Consider the following 19910-nt stretch of genomic DNA (forward strand, 5'->3'; position numbering starts at 1 on the left):
GAACATGACCAAACTGACCCGCAGAAACCTGATGACGGCCGCTGCCGCCACCGGCCTTGCCGGCGTGCTCGGCAGCCGCCTTGCTTTGGCCGCCGACGAGCCGCTCGGCATCACGCTCGTCGTCCCGTCGCCGATCGGCGACGTTGGCTGGGGGCATGCGCTTGCCGCCGGTCTCGAGCCGATCAGGGCCGCTTACGGCGACAAGGTAAAGGTCACCGTGCTTGAGAATATCGCGGAAGGCCCGGACGCCGACCGCATCATGAACAAGACCGTCGCCGACGGAAACAAATTCCTGATCGCCGGCTCTTTCGGCTATCAGAACGGCGCCTTGCAGATCGCCCGCCGCGATCCAAGCGTCACGGTCCTGCACGCCTCGGGCTTCCAGGTTGCTCCGAACTTCTCGCCCTTCGCCGCCAAGTATTTCCAAGGTACCTATCTGCTCGGCATGGCTGCCGCAGCACTTTCCAAGACCGGCAAGCTTGGCTCTGTCTCCGCCTTCGCCATTCCCGAACTCATCACGTCCATCAACGCCTTCACCCTCGGCGCCCAAGCCGTCAAGCCCGACATCGAGGTCTCGGTGGTCTGGGTGAACTCATGGTTCGACCCGGCCAAGGAGCAGGAAGCCGCCAAAGCCCTGATCGCGCAGAAATGCGACGTGATCTTCTCCAACGCCCAGGACACGCCGTCTGTGATCTCGGCCTGCGAGGAAGCCGGCGTCTACGCCTTCAACCTCAACTCCTCGATGAAGAAGTACGCACCGAAAACCTATCTCGGATGCATCTCGACGGACTGGTCGCCGTTCTTCAAGGCATCGGTCGACGCCCACCTTGCCGGCACTTTCAAGGGCGCCAATGCGTTCCTCGGCGTCGCCGACAAGGTCGTCGAAGTGGTCGACTGGAATGCGGATGTTCCGGCTGACGTGATGACCAAGATCAAGGAGATCGAGGCAAAAGTTGCCGACGGCAGCTTCTCGCCCTTCACCGGGCCGATCGCCAAGGCCGACGGCAGCGAAGGTGTCGCATCCGGTGCAACCATGGCCGACCCCGAGATCATCGCCATGAACTGGCACGTCAAGGGCGTCTCCACGCCGCTGCCGAAATAAGTCATGACCACCCCGCTCCTGTCGCTGCGCGGCATTTCGAAGAGCTACGGCCAGATCCATGCCAATCAGGCCATCGATCTGGACGTGGCGCCGCAATCGATCCATGCGATCCTCGGAGAAAACGGGGCGGGAAAATCGACGCTGATGAAACTGATCTACGGCGTCGAGCAACCGGATGACGGTGAGGTCATCTGGGAAGGAAACTCTTTGCGCCTCGCCTCCCCCGCCGAGGCGAGGCGCAACGGCATCGGCATGGTCTTCCAGCACTTCTCGCTGTTCGAGACCCTGACCGTCCTGGAGAATATTCGGCTGGTCGTGCCGGGCCGCAAGGCTGAGCTCAAGGAACGCATTCGGACGCTCGGACGGGAATTCGGCCTCGAAGTCGACCCGCTCGCCCATGTGCATGCGCTGTCCGTCGGCGAGCGGCAGCGGGTGGAGATCATCCGAAGCCTGATGACCAATCCGAAGCTGCTGATCCTCGACGAGCCCACCTCCGTCCTGCCGCCGCAACTGGTGGAGAAGCTCTTCGACACACTGCGCCGGCTGCGCGACGGCGGCGTTTCCATCCTGTTGATCTCCCACAAGCTCGAGGAAATCCGGGCGATCTGTGACCGGGCGACGATCCTGCGCGGCGGACAGGTGACCGGAGATGTCGACCCGCGCGAGCATGATGCCCATGACCTTGCCCGCATGATGATCGGCCGTGAGATGCCGGCGCCCATCTCGGCCCTGCCACTGTCCGGCGGGGAAAAGCGGCTGGAGATCATTGGGTTGGATTATCAGCCCGACGATCCCTTCGCGGTGCCGCTCTCCGGCATCAGCCTCGAGGTGCGTGCCGGAGAGATCCTAGGGATCGCCGGTATTTCGGGCAACGGCCAAGGCGAGCTTGCCGCGTTGATTTCAGGCGAGACGGTGCTGGGGCGTGACCAACGCGACCGGATCTACATGATGGAGATGGATGTCGGCAGGCTCGATGCCGCCGCGCGGCGAACGCTCGGATTTGCCTTCGTTCCCGAAGACCGGCTCGGACGCGGCGCGGTGCCCGAAATGTCGCTCGTCCTCAACAGCCTGCTGACGGCTCATCCGCTCAAGCTTTTGCGGCACGGTCTCGTCGACAAAGCGCGTGCGTTGGCGTTCACCCATGATTGCATCCGTCAGAATGATGTCCGCACGCCCGGCCCGGATGCCGAAGCCGGCACTCTATCGGGCGGCAATCTGCAGAAGTTCATCGTCGGCCGCGAAATCATGCTGTCTCCCAAATTGCTTTTCCTGGCGCAGCCGACCTGGGGCGTCGATATCGGCGCCGCATCCGCCATCCGCAGCCGTCTGGTCGCATTGCGCAATCAGGGCATGGCGATCCTCGTCATTTCCGAGGAGCTGGAGGAATTGTTCGAGCTCTGCGATTCCATCCAGGTGCTGCATCACGGCCGGCTAAGCCCGCCGCTCGCAACGCGGGACACGAAGCCCGAGGAGATCGGCCGACACATGATCGGGGCACAAGCCTCGCCCGAGAAAGTCCAGTGATGAGTGCTTGGTCCCTTGCTTTCGTTCCCACCCTGGTCCGCCGGGAGCGCGCTTCGCTTGCCGCGACCTTGCTCGCGCCCGTCATAGCACTTGTCATAGCGGTCGCGCTCAACCTCGGACTTTACATTTTGATGGGCCGTGACCCTGTCGCGGTCATTTATGCGATGCTCTTCGAGCCCTTCCTTTCCTGGGCCTCATTTTCGGAAGTGCTGCTAAAAGCAGGCCCGCTCCTTCTGATCGCACAGGGACTGGCGATCGGCTTTCGCGCCAAGGTCTTCAACATCGGCGCCGAGGGCCAATTCATTCTCGGCGCGATCTTCGCCTCTGCCATTCCGGTCTGGTTTCCGCAGGCGACGGGCCAGTGGATCTGGCCGGCGATGCTGCTGCTCGGCGCCATCGGCGGCGCACTTTGGGCTTCTCTCACCGCCTTCTGGCGCGTGCGCCTCAACGCCAACGAGATTCTCGTTTCCCTGATGCTGAGCCTCGTCGCGGCGCAGCTGCTGAACTATCTGCTGCTCGGCCCCTGGAAGGATCCGAACGGCTTCAACTTCCCCCAGTCGGTGATGTTCCAGTACGATGCGATGGTACCGACCCTGATTGCCGGTACCCGCGTCAATGTTTCGTTCCTCATCACGCTCGCTTTGTCGGTTGCGGCCTGGGTCTTCATGCAGAGGAGCTTCATCGGTTACAAGCTGCAAGTCGGCGGTCTGGCGCCGCGAGCTGCCGGCTATGCCGGCTTTAAGGAAGGGTGGGCGATCTGGCTTTCGCTGCTGATCGGCGGTTTTGCAGCCGGTCTTGCGGGGGCCGCCGAAGTCGCCGGTCCGCTCGGCCAGCTGCAGCGTTCGGTCGCGAGCGGCTATGGCTATGCGGCCATCATCGTCGCCTATCTCGGTGGCCTGCATCCGATCGGCATCGTGATCTCGGCGCTGGTCATGGCGGTCATCTATATCGGCGGCGACAATGCCATGGTCTCGGCCAACCTGCCGATCGCCGCCGTCCGTGTCTTCCAGGGCAGTCTGCTGCTCACTTACCTGATTGCCGTCGCCTTCGTGCGCTATCGCCTTGAATGGCGCCGCGCCGCCCACCGGAGCCCATCATGAACGCCATCGAGTTCATTCTTGCCGGCATGCTCGCGGCTGCGACACCGTTTCTTCTGGCAGCCCTTGGCGAGCTGGTGGCCGAGCGCGCCGGCGTCCTCAACCTCGGGGTCGAGGGATTGATGGCCTTCGGTGCCGTGCTCGCCTTCATTATCGTCTACCAGGGCGGCGGACATCTCCTGGGTTTCGTCGTCGCCGGGCTCGGCAGCGCGGTCCTTTCGCTGCTCTTCGCCGTCGTCACGCTGGGTTTCCGGGCAAACCAGGTGGCGGCGGGGCTTGCCATCGGCATTCTCGGCCAGGGCCTTTCCGCGCTTTTCGGCAAGACCTATGAAAGCCTCACGGTCAGGGGACTGCCGAAGCTTGGCCTTCCCGGGCTTTCGGAACTGCCGGTTGTCGGCGGCCTGTTCGTCCAGGACATCGTCGTGTGGATTTCACTCGCCGCGACCCTCGCTTTGTGGGCCATATTTGCCTACACCAAGCTTGGCCTCATCGTCCGCGCCGTCGGCGAGAATCCCAAGGCCGCTCACGCCATCGGCTATTCGGTAATCTCAGTCCGCGTCCTCGCCATCGCCTTCGGCGGCGCGATGGCCGGCTTCGCCGGCGCCTATGCGTCGGTGGTCTATACACCACTCTGGGCCGATGGGATGATTGCCGGGCGCGGCTGGATCGCGATTGCCCTCGTCGTCTTCGGGACTTGGCTCACCGGCCGTATCTTCCTCGGCGCCTGCCTGTTCGGCGCAGTCTCGCTGATGGGGCTTGCAGCCCAGGCAACCGGACTGGACGTTCCCTCGCAACTGCTCTCGAGCCTGCCATATCTGGTCACGATCATCGTGCTCGGCATCATCTCCGCCGACCGCCGCCTGTTGAAACTGAACGGCGTCGCTTCGCTCGGCGAGCCATTCGAGCGGTAGTCTTCGGTGTTGCGGGACAGCGCGGCGCGCGTGCGCTGCACAAATAGGCGCTCTCACGACCGCGCACATAGCAGCAGTCGCACAAAACCTCGGCACAAAGCAAGCATGCCTAAAGTATAGGCACTCGCGAATTCTTCGGGTTTCTCTTTTTACTTCAAGCTGTTACCAGCATCCTGCAGAACTGGCACGCCGATTGCAGGTTCAGATACGCATCGGTCAACGGCGACCGGTGCGGATAGGCGCGGCATAAGCGCCTACAATAGACACCGACGTCGCAAGGTTTTTGCTCCGGGATTCTCCCATCCCCTGGACGCAATTTCCGGCGGCGTTTTTTTGTGTCCAAATTCAGCCAGCAGAGGGAACCTGCGCATGACTAAGAATTTGCAGACTGGGATTTCGACAACCGGCATTACCCGCCGCAGCATGCTCAAGACGACTGCAGCGGCTGCCCTCATCGGCGCTGTCAAGACGGCCTTTCCATCCGGCGCCTTCGCAGCCGGAGCAGGCCCTGAGGTGAAGGGCGTCAAGCTCGGTTTTATCGCTCTCACCGATTCCGCGCCGCTGATCATCGCCAAGGAAAAGGGCTTTTTCGACAAGCATGGCCTTCCGGAAACGGATGTGGCCAAACAGGCCTCCTGGGGTGCGACCCGCGACAACCTCGTGCTGGGTGGCGCCGCAAACGGCATCGACGGTGCGCATATCCTGTCGCCGCTCCCCTATCTCATGCATACCGGCAAGGTGACGCAGAACAATAAGCCGGTGCCGATGGCAATCCTCGCCCGGCTCAACCTCGACAGCCAGGGCATTTCCGTCGCCAAGGAATATGCCGACACCGGCGTGCAGCTCGATTCCTCCAAGCTGAAGGCGGCATTCGAGAAGAAGAAGGCGGAGGGCAAGGAGATCAAGGCCGCCATGACCTTCCCGGGCGGCACCCATGACCTCTGGATCCGCTACTGGCTCGCCGCTGGCGGTATTGATCCGAACAAGGACGTTTCGACCATCGTCGTGCCGCCGCCGCAGATGGTTGCCAACATGAAGGTCGGCAACATGGACGTCTTCTGTGTCGGCGAACCGTGGAATGAGCAGCTCGTCAACCAGGGCATCGGCTTTACCGCAGCCACCACCGGCGAGCTCTGGAAGGGTCATCCTGAGAAGGCGCTCGGACTGCGCGCCGAATGGATCGAAAAGAATCCCAATGCTGCCAAGGCCCTGCTGATGGCTGTCATGGAGGCGCAGCAGTGGTGCGAAAGCATGGACAACAAGGCGGAGATGGCTGACATTCTCGGCAAGCGCCAATGGTTCAACGTTCCGACCAAGGACGTGCTCGGCCGCCTCAAGGGCGACATCAATTATGGCAATGGCCGCGAGGTCAAGGCCACCGACCTCTATATGAAGTTCTGGAAAGACGGCGCCTCCTATCCGTTCAAGAGCCACGACACATGGTTCATGACGGAAAACATCCGTTGGGGAAATCTGCCGGCGAGCACCGACATCAAGGCGCTGGTCAACCAGGTGAACCGTGAAGACATCTGGCGCGAGGCCGCCAAGGATCTCGGCGTCGCGGCGGCCGATATCCCCGCATCGTCTTCTCGCGGCAAGGAGACTTTCTTCGACGGCAAGGTCTTCGACCCTGAAAATCCTTCGGCCTATCTCGACAGCCTTTCGATCAAGGCTGTCTCCTGACCCGCTCCGGCGCGCAACGGGCGCGCCGGCCTTTCATTCCCGTGAGGAGCGCGTTGATGTCCGCCCTGGCAAATAAAGAAATTCCCTCAACGTCTGCCTCCGCCAAGCTGGCGGCAAAGGTTCTGCCATTTTCCGGCAAGCATGGATCGCGGATCGATTTTCGTCGAGCGGCACTGACCGCACTTCGCAACGTCGTTCCGCCAGTCGTCGTGCTGGCACTCATCCTGCTCGTCTGGCAGGTGCTCTGCTCATCGGCGGATGCGTCTTTACCCTCGCCGCATCGGGTCTGGCTGGATAGTTATGACCTGATCGCCTATCCGTTTTTCAACTACGGCTCCCAGGATATCGGGCTCGGCTGGCGCGTGCTCATTTCGCTGCAGCGCGTTCTCTATGGCTTTGGGCTTGCCGCGGTTACGGGCGTCATCATCGGTGCGATCATCGGGCAGTCGATCTGGGCAATGCGTGGCCTCGATCCGATCTTCCAGGTGCTGCGTACGGTTCCGCCGCTCGCCTGGCTGCCGCTGTCGCTCGCAGCCTTCCAGGATTCCAATCCTTCGGCGATCTTCGTTATCTTCATCACTTCGATCTGGCCGGTGATTATCAACACCGCCGTTGGCGTCCGCAATATCCCGCAGGATTACCGCAATGTCGCCGAGGTGCTGCGGCTCAACCAGTTCGAGTTTTTCTGGAAGATCATGCTGCCTTCGGCAGCGCCTTACATCTTCACCGGCCTCAGGATCGGCGTCGGCCTTTCCTGGCTCGCCATCGTCGCGGCCGAAATGCTGACGGGTGGCGTCGGCATCGGCTTCTTCATCTGGGACGCATGGAACTCGTCGCGCCTTCCGGACATCATCGTCGCGCTCGCCTATATCGGCATCGTCGGCTTCTCCCTCGACAAGCTGGTGGCAGCACTCGGCAAACTCATCACCCGCGGCGCCATGGCCAACTGAGGAACGCTCCTATGAACGCCTATCTGAAGCTCGACCATATCGACAAACATTTCGATCGGGGCGGCGTACGCGCCGAGGTCCTGAAGGACATCAACCTGACGATTTCCGCGGGCGAATTCGTCTCGATCATCGGCCATTCGGGCTGCGGCAAATCCACCCTGCTCAACCTCATCGCCGGCCTGACTCCGGTATCGGCAGGCGCCGTGCTCCTTGAAAACCGTGAGGTCAACGGACCCGGCCCGGAGCGCGCCGTCGTCTTCCAGAACCACTCGCTGCTGCCCTGGCTGACGGTCTACGAGAACGTCAATCTCGCCGTCTCCAAACTCTTCAACCGAACGAAGACCAAGGCCGAACGGCATGACTGGGTCATGGCCAACCTCGACCTCGTGCAGATGGCGCATGCGAGGGATAAGCGGCCTTCGGAAATTTCAGGCGGCATGAAACAACGCGTCGGCATTGCCCGCGCGCTTTCAATGGAGCCGAAGATCCTGCTGCTCGACGAGCCCTTCGGCGCGCTCGATGCGCTGACCCGCGCCCATCTTCAGGATGCGGTGATGGAGATCCACGCTCGCCTCGGCAACACCATGGTGATGATCACCCATGACGTCGATGAAGCGGTGCTGCTGTCCGATCGCATCGTGATGATGACCAACGGTCCGGCGGCCCGCATCGGCGAAGTGCTCGATGTGACCATGCCCCGCCCCCGCAATCGCATCGAACTCGCCTCCGACCGGACCTATCTCAAATGCCGTGAAGCCGTGCTGAAGTTCCTCTACGAACGCCACCGCTTCATCGAAGCGGCGGAGTAGAGACCGGGACATAACCTCGGCGTTTACCGGCCGTGGTTTTTTCGCCTTTGTAGCGGCGCCTGATTTCAGGCGTCGCGCCTCTTTACTCCCCGGGCGTTGCAAAGACCGCGCTGGCATCGCTGACAATTTCCACATGGGAATATGCCGCCTGCCCGGCGGCGGCGGCGTCCGCGCGCATGATCGCGGTGACGATCCGGCCGTGCTCCTCATAGGATTTTGCCAGGCGCCCGGGCAGACGGAACTGCGCCCGCCGAAAGGGCGCGAGGCGCGCCCGCGTCTGCGTGACCATCTCGAAGACATGATCATTGTGCGCGCCGCGATAAAGCCGGGTGTGAAAGTCGGTATTGTGAGCCGAATATTGTTCTTCCGCACCGGCATGCACGAGCCTCACCGATTCCCGATGCTCCAGCTCCAGCGCGCGCCGCTCATCGACCGTCATACGCTCGGCCGAGAGCCTGGCGCAGATCGCTTCGAGTTCGGCCATCGCTTCGAACATCGAATGCAGATAAGCCTCGGTGACATTGGTCACGACGGCACTGCGGTTCGGCTCGCGCGCAATCAATCCCATGGCGCCCAGCTCACGCAGAGCCTCGCGTACCGGCGTGCGCGAAACGTCAAAACGAACCGCGAGCGACACCTCGTCCAATTTCGCGCCAGGCAGGATTTCCCCCGTGACGATCATGTCGGCAATCGCTCGCACCATCTGTTCGACGGTGGTTCCGGTACGGATCACTTCTCTGCGCCTGGTCTGCTTCACGATACGAATCTGCTCACGTCAACATTCTGCATACAGATGCGGTTCGAGACTCGATAAGTCAAATCTAGTGGCGAAGATATTGTTAAATTTTCGCTTTCCGATGCACGAGCACCTCAGGCAATCCGAATTTATGCCAATCGCGCAGTAACAATGAACAAGAAATATCTATTGATTACTTTTTACGCAAAGATTCGATCAATCTGCATGCACTTTGCAATGCACAGATCTTGCTGGGGCGGATAAACTATAAAAAACAATAGATTAATTTCTGGCACATGCATTGCATGCACTTTTCTGTACCCGTTCGCAACCGGCCCAGCGCCGCAAGGAGCATTCCGATGACCAAACTCCTTTCCATGAACCGCCGTAATTTCCTCCAGGCTTCCGCTGCCGGTGCGCTTGCCGGCGCCATGCCCGGCCTGATCGCCTCCTCCGCCGCAGCCCAAACAGCGCTGACCGTGGGCTTCATCTATGTCGGTCCTAAGGACGACTACGGCTACAACCAGGCGCATGCGGAAGGTGCAGCCGTGGTCAAGGCGCTATCGGGCGTGACGCTGGTCGAAGAAGAGAATGTGCCGGAAACCGTCGACGTCCAGAAGACGATGGAATCCATGATCAACCTGGATGGCGCGACCCTGCTCTTTCCGACCTCCTTCGGCTACTTCGACCCGCACATGCTGGCCGTGGCCGCCAAACATCCCGACATCCAGTTCCGCCACTGCGGCGGCCTCTGGCAGGAGGGCAAGAACCCGGCGAACACCGGCTCCTATTTCGGCTATATCTTCCAGGGCCAGTATCTGAACGGCATTGCCGCCGGCCATGCGACGAAGAGCAAGAAGATCGGCTTCGTCGCCGCCAAGCCGATCCCGCAGGTTCTGCAGAATATCAACGCCTTCCTGCTTGGAGCGCGCGCAGTCGATCCTGGTATCACCTGCCAGGTGATCTTCACCGGCGAATGGTCGCTCGCCGTCAAGGAGGCCGAAGCCACCAACGCCTTGGTCGACCAGGGCGTCGACGTCATCACCTGCCACGTCGACAGCCCCAAAGTGGTCGTCGAGACGGCCGCCGGCCGCGGCGCCCTCGTCTGCGGCTATCACGCCAACCAGAGCCCGCTTGCTCCGGAAAAATACCTGACCGGCGCCGAATGGGCCTGGGGGAACGTCTACAGCGACTTCGTCAAGAAGGCGCAGGCCGGCGAAAAGCTCGGCAACTTCGTGCGCGGCGGCCTGAAGGACGGCTTCGTGAAGATGAGCGCGCTCGGTCCCGCCGTGTCGGCAGAGGGCCGCAAGGCCTTCGAAGCCACACAGGCTGAGATGATGAAGGGCGGCTTCTCGGTCTTCAAGGGACCGTTGAAGGACAATAAGGGCGACACCGTCGTGGCTGCCGACAAGAGCTACGCCGAAGACGCGATCGAGCTCGAGAGCATGAATTATCTGGTCGAGGGCGTCGTCGGGTCCACGGCATAAACCGCGAAGGGAGAAGCGCCATGACCATCGAGGCCAATGATCCCGCAATAGCCATCACGGAAAAACCGGTGTCGCTGCGCCCCATCTTCGAATGGATCGCGCGGCGAGCCGAGCCTGTTGTCATCGGCCTCGCGGCCATCCTGATCGGTCTTGCGCTCTTCTCCCTCTTCATCCTGGCGGTCGGCAAGTCGCCGGCCACCCTCTTCCAACTGATGTATACCGGCGGTTTCGGCAGCTGGTTTTCGGTGCAGAACAGCTTAAGTCGTGCCGCACCCCTTCTCCTGACGGCACTCTGCGTCGCCCTGCCCGCCCGTCTCGGCCTCGTCATCATCGGCGGGGAAGGAGCGGTCGTGCTGGGCGGCGTTGCCGCCGCAGCCATGGCTCTGCCGCTCGCCGGCACCGCGCCTGTTTTCCTCACTCTCATTCTGATGGCAATCGCTGCCATGGTGGTCGGCGGCATCTGGATCGGCCTTGCCGGTTTCCTGCGGCACTATCGCGGCGTCAATGAAACCATTTCGTCGCTGCTGCTCTCCTATATCGCCATCGCCCTGATGAACCAGTTTGTCGAAGGGGTGCTGCGCGATCCTGCAAGCCTCAACAAGCCGTCGACCAGGCCGCTGCCGGCGGACTACATGCTCGGCAACATTCCCGGCATGGACGTGCATTGGGGCCTCGTCATCGGCATCCTCGCCTGCATGATCTCCTGGATCGTGATCGAGGCGACGAGCTATGGTTTTGCCGCCCGCATCGCCGGCGGCAACGTGCGCGCCGCGCAGATCCAGGGGCTGCCGGTGGGCAAGCTGATTGCCGGATTTACCGCGCTTGCCGGCAGCTTTGCCGGTCTGGCGGGCATGATCGAAGTGGCGGCGGTGCAGGGAAGTGCCAACGCCTCGCTTGCCGCCGGCTACGGTTATACCGGTATCCTCGTCGCCTTCCTCGCCAGGCACAATCCGCTGGCGATCATTCCGGTCGCGATCCTGCTCGGTGGCATCGACGCCTCGGGCGGCCTCATCCAGCGGCGCATGGGCCTGCCGGATGCTACGGTTCTGGTGCTGCAGGGGACGCTCTTCATCGTCATTCTCTTCTGCGAGACCTTCTACGGCCGCTTCAAGATCTTCAATCCCGACCTCTGGAAAAGGAGCCTCTGATGGAAGAGACAGGCATCGGCATCTGGGGCGTGCCGCTGGCGATCTTCGCCGGCGCCATCCGCGTTTCCACGCCCTTCATCTTCGTCAGCCTCGGCGAGACGATCACGGAACGCTCCGGCCGCATCAATCTTGGCCTCGAAGGCACGCTCGTCTTCGGCGCCATGACGGCCTATGCGGTGGCCGTCATGACTGGCTCCCCGACCCTCGGCGTGCTGGCCGCAATGGTGGCGGGCGCGACCTTCGGCCTTATACACGGCTGGATCTGCAAATTCCCCAAGGTCAACGACATCGCCATCGGCATTGCCATGATGCAGTTCGGTCTCGGCATGGCGTTCTTCCTCGGCAAATCCTTCATCCAGCCGGTTGCCCCGAAACTGCCCTCGATCCCGCTCGGCGGCTGGTCGAGCACTCCGCAAGTCCAGGCGGCGCTCAATATCAACGTGCTGTTCTTCATCGGCGCGGCACTTGCCCTCTTCCTGTTCTGGGCCTTCAAGAATACCCGCATCGGCCTGATCCTGCGCGTCGTCGGCGACAGCACCGACGCGGCCCGGGCCATGGGCATCCATCCGGACCGGGTTCGCTTGCTGGCAACGGCAGTGGGCGGTTCGCTGGCGGCAATCGGCGGCGCCTATCTCTCGCTCTACTATCCGGGCTCCTGGAACGAAGGCATCTCGTCGGGTCAGGGCCTGATGGCGGTGGCTCTCGTCATCTTCGCTCGCTGGAATCCGATCGGCTGCTTTCTCGCTGCCCTGCTTTTCGGCGGTGCTGGCGCGCTCGGCCCGGCGCTGCAATCGGTCGGCGTCACGCAAGGCTACTACCTTTTTTACGCCGCGCCTTACGTGCTCACCCTCATCATCCTGATCGCCACCTCCTCGCCCACCCGTTCGCTCGCCGGTGCGCCGGGTGCGCTCTCGCTCACGAAATAACGGAGCCTTTCGATGAACGGACTTGGCGGTCTCAACAAATCCGAACACGGCGTCGGTATCGGCCTGGTGCAGCTCCAGCTGCCGGTGACCGTTACCAAAGCGGACTTGGCAAAACAGACGCAGGTGATCGTCGATCTGGTGGCCAAAGCGCGGCGCAACCAGCCGGGCATGGACCTCGTCGTCTTTCCCGAATACGCGCTGCATGGCCTTTCCATGGACATCAATCCGGAGATCATGTGCACGCTCGACGGGCCGGAGGTCGCGGCCTTCAAGCAGGCCTGCAGGGACAACCGGATCTGGGGCTGCTTCTCGATCATGGAGCTGAACCCTGGCGCCATGCCCTACAACTCCTGCATCGTCATCGACGATCAGGGCGAGTTGAAGCTCTATTACCGCAAGATGCATCCCTGGATCCCCGTCGAGCCCTGGGAGCCCGGCGATCTTGGCATCCCTGTCATCGAGGGCCCGCGGGGCGCGAAGCTCGCTCTGATCATCTGCCATGACGGCATGTTCCCGGAGATGGCGCGCGAATGCGCCTACAAGGGCGCCGAAATCATGATCCGCACAGCCGGCTACACGGCGCCGATCCGCGATGCCTGGCGCTTCACCAACCAGGCCAACGCCTTCTGCAACCTGATGATCACCGCGAATGTCTGCATGTGCGGCTCGGACGGAACGTTCGATTCCATGGGTGAAGGCATGATTTGCAATTTCGATGGCACGATCATCGCCCACGGAACCTCCGGCCGCGTCAACGAGATCATCACCGCGGAGGTGCGTCCCGATCTCGTTCGCGAGGCCCGGCTCGGCTGGGGCGTGGAGAATAATATCTACCAGTTCGGTCATCGCGGCTACGTCGCCGTCGCCGGCGGCGCGCAGGATGCGCCCTACACCTACATGCACGACCTTATCGCCGGCAAATACCGCCTGCCATGGGAAGGCGAGATAAAGGTCAAGGACGGCACGTCCTGCGGATTTGACAAGCCGATGCGCCGTTACGGCGAACCCCTCAAACCTGCCGCGGAATAGGAGAGAGAATGATGGACGCGATGGTCGAAACCAACGGGCATTTTATCGACGCCGATCCGTATCCGTGGCCCTATAATGGCGCTCTGAGGCCTGATAACACCGCCCTCATCATCATCGACATGCAGACGGATTTCTGCGGCAAGGGCGGCTATGTCGACCATATGGGCTACGACCTGTCGCTGGTGCAGGCGCCGATCGAACCCATCAAACGCGTGCTTGCCGCCATGCGGGCCAAGGGCTACCACATCATCCACACCCGCGAGGGCCACCGCCCGGACCTCGCCGATCTGCCGGCCAACAAACGCTGGCGCTCGCAGCGGATCGGCGCCGGCATCGGTGATGCCGGCCCCTGCGGCCGAATCCTGACGCGTGGCGAACCGGGCTGGGACATCATCCCCGAACTCTACCCGATCGAAGGCGAGACGATCATCGACAAGCCCGGCAAGGGTTCGTTCTGCGCCACCGACCTCGAACTCATCCTCAACCAGAAGCGCATCGAGAACATTATCCTCACGGGGATCACCACCGATGTCTGCGTTTCGACGACGATGCGCGAGGCAAACGACCGCGGCTACGAATGCCTACTTCTGGAGGACTGCTGCGGTGCGACCGACTACGGAAACCACCTCGCCGCGATCAAGATGGTGAAGATGCAGGGCGGCGTCTTCGGCTCGGTCTCCAATTCCGCGGCTCTAGTCGAGGCGCTGCCCTGATGCCGTCATTGCGTGCCCATGTCTTTCGCGTGCCAGCCGACGGCCCCGATGACGTTGCCGGCGTCGAGGCGCTCTTTGCCAGCGGCCTTCAGGCGAACAACGTCGTCGCCGTTCTCGGCAAGACGGAAGGCAACGGCTGCGTCAATGATTTTACCCGCGGTTATGCCACCCGCAGCTTCGAGACATTGTTCAGTAGATATGGCGTCGACGGCGTCTCGATCATCATGTCCGGCGGCACCGAGGGGGCGCTCTCGCCGCATTGGACGGTTTTTGCGCGTGAAACCGTAGAAACCCCGGGCGAACGGGCGCTGGCCATTGGTGTGTCGCGTACCCCCGCGCTGCCCCCCGAACATCTCGGGCGCCGGGAACAGATCCTGCTCGTCGCCGAAGGCGTGAAGTCCGCGATGAGGGATGCCGGCATCGATGATCCCGCCGATGTCCATTTCGTGCAGATCAAGTGTCCGCTGCTCACCTCGCGCCGGATTGCCGAGGCCGAGGCAGCAGGCAGGACGGTCGCAACCCACGACACGCTGAAATCCATGGGCCTCTCGCGCGGCGCTTCGGCTCTCGGCGTCGCCGTGGCACTCGGCGAGATAGATGCGACATCGATCGGCGATGCCGACATCTGCACACGTTTCGATCTCTTTTCCCGCTGCGCCTCAACCTCGTCCGGGGGCGAACTCACCGATCACGAAATCATCGTCCTCGGCATGAGCGTAAAATGGTCCGGTCCGCTGTCGATCGACCACGCGGTCATGCTGGATGCGATCGACGCGCATTCCGTCAGGAAAGCCCGCGAACGCCTGCCGGAAAACAGCCGGCTGGCGGCGGTTCTCGCCAAGGCCGAGCCGGACCCGTCCGGCAGGATCGACGGCAGGCGCCACACGATGCTCGATGACTCGGATATTGCAGGCACCCGCCATGCCCGTGCCTTCGTCGGCGGCGTTCTCGCCGGCATCTTCGGCATTACCGATCTCTATGTGTCCGGCGGCGCCGAACACCAGGGTCCGCCCGGCGGCGGTCCCGTCGCCATCATCGTCGAAAAGGAGCAATGAAGTGAGCACAGTCCGCGACACGCCCCTTCCGCAAGCCGGCAAGGCCGTCGGCATCGAGACGCTCGATATGACCATGCGTTTCGGCAGCTTCACCGCGCTCGACAACGTCTCGATCGCCGTTCCGGCCGGCTCTTTTCACGCGCTTCTCGGCGAAAACGGCGCCGGCAAGTCGACGCTCGTCAAATGCATCATGGGCTTCTATCACGCCACGTCAGGCTCGTTGTCGGTCGACGGCCGCGAGGTGGCGGTCGCCTCACCCAAGGATGCCGCGACCTATGGGCTCGGCATGGTCTACCAGCATTTCACACTGGTTCCCTCTCTGACCGGTGCGGAAAACCTGGTCATCAGCCGCACCGAAGTGCCCGCGGTGATCAACTGGCCCAGGGAACGCAAGGATCTGGCGGCTTTCATGGAGCGCATGCCGTTCAAGATCCCGCTCGACAGGCCGGTGAGCGAGCTTGCCGCCGGCGAAAAACAGAAGCTCGAAATCGTCAAGCAGCTCTATCTCGGCCGTTCCTTCCTCGTCCTCGACGAGCCGACCTCGGTGCTGACGCCGGCCGAAGCCGATGAGATGCTCGGCATCGTCCGCGGGATGACCGAGCGCGGCGAGCTCACCGTGCTGATGATCTCCCACAAGTTCCACGAGGTGACGAAGTTCGCTGATGCCGTCTCGATCCTGCGGCGCGGCAAGCTGGTCGGCACCGGCAAGGTCGGCGAGCTCTCCACCGCCGAGATGGCGGCGATGATGATCGGCGACGTCAAGCTCGCCGAGCTCGACAGCCGTCTGCCGGTGGCGGAAGCGGCCAAATCCGTGCTCACTGTGACCCAGGTGAAAGCTCCGGATCGCTCCGGCCTGAAGACGATCGAGATCGACGCGCTGACGGTCCGCTCCGGTGAGATCGTCGGCATCGCCGGCATATCCGGCAACGGCCAGAAGGAGCTGACGGAAATTCTGGCCGGCCAGCGCCCGACCGATAGCGGCCAGGTCATGGTCAATGGCGAGACTTACGGCGCCACCCGTGAGGAGACCCGCAAGAACAGGGTGCGTTTCATCCCCGAAGAGCCGTTGCAGAATGCCTGTGCGCCCAAGATGACCGTGAGCGAGAACCTTGCGTTCCGCACCTTCGATTTGAAGCTGGACGGCAAGGACGCGATCTGGCTGAACAAGGGCAGCATGAAGAAGCGTGCCTCGGCGCTGATCTCCGACTTCAAGGTCAAGACGGCCTCTTCCTCCTCGCCGATCGCAGCGCTCTCGGGCGGCAACGTGCAGCGGGCGGTGCTCGCCCGCGAACTGACCGGCGATGTCGATCTGCTGATAGTCTCCAACCCCTGTTTCGGCCTCGATTTCTCGGCCGTTGCCGAAATCCGCGCCCGGATCATGAAGGCCCGCAATTTGGGAGCCGCCGTGCTGCTGCTTTCGGAAGACCTCGACGAACTGCTCGAGATGTCCGACCGCATCATGGTCATTTCGGAAGGCAAGCTGGTTTACGAGACACCGGCGCGTTCGGCCGATATCGGCGTGATCGGCGCCCACATGGCGGGGCATCATTGATGATGGGGATCAAGGCAGAACCCTTCGCCTTTCCGGTGAAACACGATGAGCTCGCCCTCATCGTCATCGACATGCAGCGCGATTTCGCCGAGCCGGGCGGATTCGGCGCCAGCCTCGGCAACGATGTCAGCCGCATCACCAGGATCGTGCCCGATGTCAAACGCCTCATCCAGGGCTTCCGCAATGCCGGCCTGCCTGTGATCCATACGATGGAGTGCCACCGGCCTGATCTCTCCGACCTGCCACCGGCCAAACGCGACCGCGGCAATCCTGCGCTCAGGATCGGCGACGAAGGCCCGATGGGCCGCATCCTGATCTCGGGCGAACCCGGCACGGCAATTCTTCCGGAGCTCGCTCCGGTGAAGGGCGAAGTCGTCATCGAAAAACCCGGCAAGGGCGCCTTCTACGCGACCGACCTCGGCACCGTGTTGCAGCAGAAGGGCATACGTCAGCTCGTCTTTGCCGGTGTCACCACCGAAGTCTGCGTGCAGACGACGATGCGCGAAGCAAACGACCGCGGCTATGAATGCCTGCTCGCCGAGGAGGCCACGGAAAGCTATTTCCCCGAATTCAAAGCCGCCGCCATCGCCATGATCCGCGCCCAGGGCGCGATCGTCGGCTGGACCGCCCATATCGACGACATTCTGGAAAGCATCGCCCATGCCTGAAACGACCCGCGAACGCCTGACCTCAGGCGGCTGGAAGGAGTTGGAATTCGGCCCTTTCCGCGATGCTGTCACCATTCACTGGATCCGCCCCTTCGAGGGCGATCAGCCGGGCGTGGCGCTGCTGAAATATGAGCCCGGCGCTTCGGTTCCCCGCCATCGCCACGAGGGGCTCGAGACCATCCTGGTGCTCGATGGCGTTCAATCCGACGAGACGGGCGATTACATCAGCGGCAGTTATATCGTCAATGCACCGGGCAGCGAACATTCGGTCTGGAGCGAGACCGGCTGTGTCGTGCTCATCCAGTGGGACCGGCCCGTCAAAATATTCGAAGACGACACTGCCTGAACCCGACGCCGGCCTTGAAGGTCTGCCCGACGATCCGAAAGGACATGAACGTCACAGCAGCATCGAGGCGCCGCGATCGATATAGGTATCCAGAAATTGCTCGAGGCGGGGATTTCTCGGCCGTTTGAAGACGTCCTGCGGCGGGCCGGTGAACAGCACCTTGCCGTGATCGAGAAAGATGATCTGCTGGCCGACCGTCGCGGCAAATCCGATCTCGTGGGAGACGACGACCATCGTCATGCCCTCGGCGGCGAGATCGCGCATGACGTTGAGCACCTCGCCGGTCAGCTCGGGATCAAGTGACGAGGTCGGCTCGTCAAACAGCATGATCTTCGGGTTGAGGGCTAGCGCCCGGGCGATGGCGACGCGCTGCTGTTGCCCTCCCGAGAGCTGCGACGGATAGTGCCCTGCCCTGCCCTCGAGGCCGACCTTGACGAGCTGGGCCATTGCCCGCTCCTCAGCATCCTTGCGGCTCATCTTGTGAACGGACTTCAGCGCCTCGCTGACATTGCCGAGCGCGGTCATATGCGGCCAGAGATTGAACTGCTGAAAAACCATGCCGATCTGGGATCGGATCCGCCGGTTCGCCGCCGCCGGCACCCGCTCCCGGACGCCCTTGGCGTTTTCCGCAAAGCCAAGCACCTCGCCGTTGACGGCAATCGTACCCTTCGTCGATTCCTCGAGAAACGCCATGCAGCGCAGCAGCGTACTCTTGCCGGATCCGGATGGGCCGATGACGCAGGAAACCTGTCCCTGAACGATGTCGAGGTCGATGCCCTGCAGCACGGTGGAACCGCCAAAGGTCTTGACGAGATTTTTGACTGCGATCGCAGGAATGCTCATATGTTGAAAAACCTGAATCTTGAGAGTTTCGTTTCGGCGAGGTGACCGAGCCAGCCGGTGATTTCCACCAGCGCCCAATAAAAAAGGGCAAGCACGAAGAGCGCCTCGACGAAAGCATATTGCTGCGAACCGATCGCACTCAACGTCGCCGTCAACTCCGGCACGGTGATGATGGACAGCACGGCCGTCTCCTTCATCAGGATGATCGTCATGTTGACCGAAGGCGGCAACACCAGCATGGTCATCTCCGGCAGCAATATGCGTCGGACGATCTGCCCTTGTGTCAGGCCAACGCACAGGCCGGCCTCGATATGTCCCTTCGGGACGGCGGCAAAGCCCGAACGGAAAATCTCGCTGAAATAAGCCGCGCCGTAGATGGAAAGGCCGATGACGCCGGCCGGGATCGGATCGAGTGACAATCCGACGAAGGGGCCGCCGTAGTAGACGAGGAATATCTGAATCAAGAAGGGCGTGCCGCGCAGCACTGCGATGACAACGCCGAATGCCTTGTCCGGGACAACGCCGCCAAAACGCCTGGCAACGGCAACAAGGAAGCCGAGCGCGGCAGCGGCCGGCGTGGTGACGATCCAGATGACGATGGTGAGCCATGCGCCGCTGAGGATTTCCGGAAAATTGTTGAAAATCACATTGATGTCGAAGGTCATCGCGGCACTCCCGGCAGGGAGCGTTCGATCAGGCCGCCCGCAAGGGCGACGATCCAATTGATGATGAAATAGATTAGACCGGCGGAAGCGAAAATCTCAAGCGGCAGGAAGGTGCTGCCGGCAAGATCCTGGGCCATGCGCGTCAGCTCGATGACGCCGACGACCGAGACCAGCGAAGACGCTTTCAGGATAAGGATCGCTTCGTTGACGAGTGCTGGAAAGGTCAGGCGCAGGGCGATCGGGGCCTTGATACGACGGAAGATCTGAACGGGACTCATGCCAACCATTTCGGCAGATTCGACCAAGCCCATGGGAACGCTGGCAAAACCGCCGCGCAGATTTTCAGCCTGGTAGGCTGCCGTACACAGCGACAGACCAACGATGGCCGCAACGATGCTCGGCACGTTGATGTCGATCGCCGGCAGCAGGTTATAGATCAGCAACAGCTGCACCAGCAGCGGCACTCCGCGAAAAAAACTGATGAAAATCTTCGCCGGCAGCACCAAAAGCCGTTGCTGCGAAAGCAACATGGCGGAAATAACGATCGCGATCGCAAAGCCGATCAGGATAGAAACCACGCTGATCGTCACCGTGTAGATCGAGGCTTGCAGAAGCAGTTCGAAAAGCTTGATGGACATGGGCGATGTTTGCCTGGGCGCTGCGGCC

Annotated in this window: 20 protein-coding genes; 16 read left to right on the forward strand and 4 right to left on the reverse strand. The window is 62.0% G+C overall.

All coding sequences use genetic code 11. From position 1 onward, the window contains the following. Window positions 1-4 precede the first annotated feature (4 nt). From AC2444_RS28695 to AC2444_RS28725, 7 genes are all read left to right on the forward strand, one after another. Window positions 5-1102, forward strand: a complete 1098-nt coding sequence (locus AC2444_RS28695; RefSeq protein ID WP_012760710.1) for a BMP family ABC transporter substrate-binding protein — start codon at window positions 5-7, stop codon at window positions 1100-1102. Between the two features lie 3 nt (window positions 1103-1105). Further along, window positions 1106-2626 carry an ABC transporter ATP-binding protein gene (locus AC2444_RS28700; RefSeq protein WP_128407705.1) on the forward strand — a complete coding sequence of 507 codons (1521 nt, stop codon included), beginning with the start codon at window positions 1106-1108 and terminating at the stop codon, window positions 2624-2626. Further along, window positions 2626-3726 carry an ABC transporter permease gene (locus AC2444_RS28705; protein ID WP_012760708.1) on the forward strand — a complete coding sequence of 367 codons (1101 nt, stop codon included), beginning with the start codon at window positions 2626-2628 and terminating at the stop codon, window positions 3724-3726. Before AC2444_RS28700 ends, AC2444_RS28705 begins: the two co-directional genes overlap by 1 nt. Continuing rightward, window positions 3723-4634 carry an ABC transporter permease gene (locus AC2444_RS28710; RefSeq protein WP_128438951.1) on the forward strand — a complete coding sequence of 304 codons (912 nt, stop codon included), beginning with the start codon at window positions 3723-3725 and terminating at the stop codon, window positions 4632-4634. The genes AC2444_RS28705 and AC2444_RS28710 overlap by 4 nt, the downstream gene beginning before the upstream one ends. A gap of 369 nt (window positions 4635-5003) precedes the next feature. Further along, a complete protein-coding gene (locus AC2444_RS28715; protein ID WP_113544896.1) occupies window positions 5004-6317 on the forward strand; it encodes a CmpA/NrtA family ABC transporter substrate-binding protein in 1314 nt (437 codons plus the stop codon). A 56-nt stretch (window positions 6318-6373) separates the two neighbouring features. After that, window positions 6374-7267 carry a nitrate ABC transporter permease gene (ntrB, locus tag AC2444_RS28720; protein WP_128449437.1) on the forward strand — a complete coding sequence of 298 codons (894 nt, stop codon included), beginning with the start codon at window positions 6374-6376 and terminating at the stop codon, window positions 7265-7267. An 11-nt stretch (window positions 7268-7278) separates the two neighbouring features. After that, window positions 7279-8076, forward strand: coding sequence for an ABC transporter ATP-binding protein (locus AC2444_RS28725; protein WP_012760704.1), 798 nt, complete (start codon window positions 7279-7281; stop codon window positions 8074-8076). A gap of 82 nt (window positions 8077-8158) precedes the next feature. Here AC2444_RS28725 and AC2444_RS28730 read toward each other — a convergent pair whose 3' ends face one another. Beyond that, window positions 8159-8833, reverse strand: coding sequence for a GntR family transcriptional regulator (locus AC2444_RS28730; protein WP_128449436.1), 675 nt, complete (start codon window positions 8831-8833; stop codon window positions 8159-8161). A 338-nt stretch (window positions 8834-9171) separates the two neighbouring features. On the opposite strand from AC2444_RS28730, the gene AC2444_RS28735 reads away from it, so the two are divergent. Genes AC2444_RS28735 through AC2444_RS28775 form a run of 9 tightly spaced genes read left to right on the forward strand, consistent with a single transcriptional unit; the run spans window position 9172 to window position 17736 of the window. Continuing rightward, on the forward strand, window positions 9172-10299 hold the full coding sequence (locus AC2444_RS28735; protein WP_017997635.1) for a BMP family ABC transporter substrate-binding protein: 1128 nt from the start codon (window positions 9172-9174) through the stop codon (window positions 10297-10299). Window positions 10300-10319: 20 nt separating this feature from the next. After that, window positions 10320-11447 (forward strand): ABC transporter permease, encoded by a 1128-nt coding sequence (locus AC2444_RS28740; protein ID WP_128438947.1) that lies wholly within the window; start codon window positions 10320-10322, stop codon window positions 11445-11447. Next, window positions 11447-12373 carry an ABC transporter permease gene (locus tag AC2444_RS28745; protein WP_017997633.1) on the forward strand — a complete coding sequence of 309 codons (927 nt, stop codon included), beginning with the start codon at window positions 11447-11449 and terminating at the stop codon, window positions 12371-12373. Before AC2444_RS28740 ends, AC2444_RS28745 begins: the two co-directional genes overlap by 1 nt. A gap of 12 nt (window positions 12374-12385) precedes the next feature. Further along, on the forward strand, window positions 12386-13402 hold the full coding sequence (locus tag AC2444_RS28750) for a formamidase (RefSeq protein WP_128449435.1): 1017 nt from the start codon (window positions 12386-12388) through the stop codon (window positions 13400-13402). Between the two features lie 11 nt (window positions 13403-13413). Further along, a complete protein-coding gene (biuH, locus tag AC2444_RS28755; RefSeq protein WP_041935977.1) occupies window positions 13414-14115 on the forward strand; it encodes a biuret amidohydrolase in 702 nt (233 codons plus the stop codon). Next, window positions 14115-15170: a cyanuric acid amidohydrolase gene (gene atzD, locus AC2444_RS28760; RefSeq protein ID WP_128449434.1), complete on the forward strand. Its 1056-nt coding sequence runs from the start codon at window positions 14115-14117 to the stop codon at window positions 15168-15170. The genes biuH and atzD overlap by 1 nt, the downstream gene beginning before the upstream one ends. Window position 15171: 1 nt before the next feature. Beyond that, window positions 15172-16722 (forward strand): ABC transporter ATP-binding protein, encoded by a 1551-nt coding sequence (locus tag AC2444_RS28765; RefSeq protein WP_012760696.1) that lies wholly within the window; start codon window positions 15172-15174, stop codon window positions 16720-16722. Next, window positions 16722-17390 carry a cysteine hydrolase family protein gene (locus tag AC2444_RS28770; protein WP_012760695.1) on the forward strand — a complete coding sequence of 223 codons (669 nt, stop codon included), beginning with the start codon at window positions 16722-16724 and terminating at the stop codon, window positions 17388-17390. The genes AC2444_RS28765 and AC2444_RS28770 overlap by 1 nt, the downstream gene beginning before the upstream one ends. Continuing rightward, on the forward strand, window positions 17383-17736 hold the full coding sequence (locus tag AC2444_RS28775) for a cupin domain-containing protein (protein WP_012760694.1): 354 nt from the start codon (window positions 17383-17385) through the stop codon (window positions 17734-17736). The genes AC2444_RS28770 and AC2444_RS28775 overlap by 8 nt, the downstream gene beginning before the upstream one ends. Before the next feature lie 51 nt (window positions 17737-17787). Here the strand turns inward: AC2444_RS28775 and AC2444_RS28780 are convergent, their stop codons facing one another. The 3 genes from AC2444_RS28780 to AC2444_RS28790 are packed head-to-tail and all read right to left on the reverse strand — an operon-like array spanning window position 17788 to window position 19882. After that, entirely contained in the window at window positions 17788-18579 is a 792-nt protein-coding gene (locus tag AC2444_RS28780) for an amino acid ABC transporter ATP-binding protein (RefSeq protein ID WP_012760693.1), read from the reverse strand. Further along, complete coding sequence (locus AC2444_RS28785) at window positions 18576-19244, reverse strand: amino acid ABC transporter permease (RefSeq protein ID WP_012760692.1); 669 nt, start codon at window positions 19242-19244, stop codon at window positions 18576-18578. The genes AC2444_RS28780 and AC2444_RS28785 overlap by 4 nt, the downstream gene beginning before the upstream one ends. Then, window positions 19241-19882, reverse strand: a complete 642-nt coding sequence (locus tag AC2444_RS28790; protein WP_003555545.1) for an amino acid ABC transporter permease — start codon at window positions 19880-19882, stop codon at window positions 19241-19243. Before AC2444_RS28790 ends, AC2444_RS28785 begins: the two co-directional genes overlap by 4 nt. Between the last annotated feature and the right edge of the window lie 28 nt (window positions 19883-19910).

The organism is Rhizobium sp. WSM1328, from assembly GCF_057653715.1.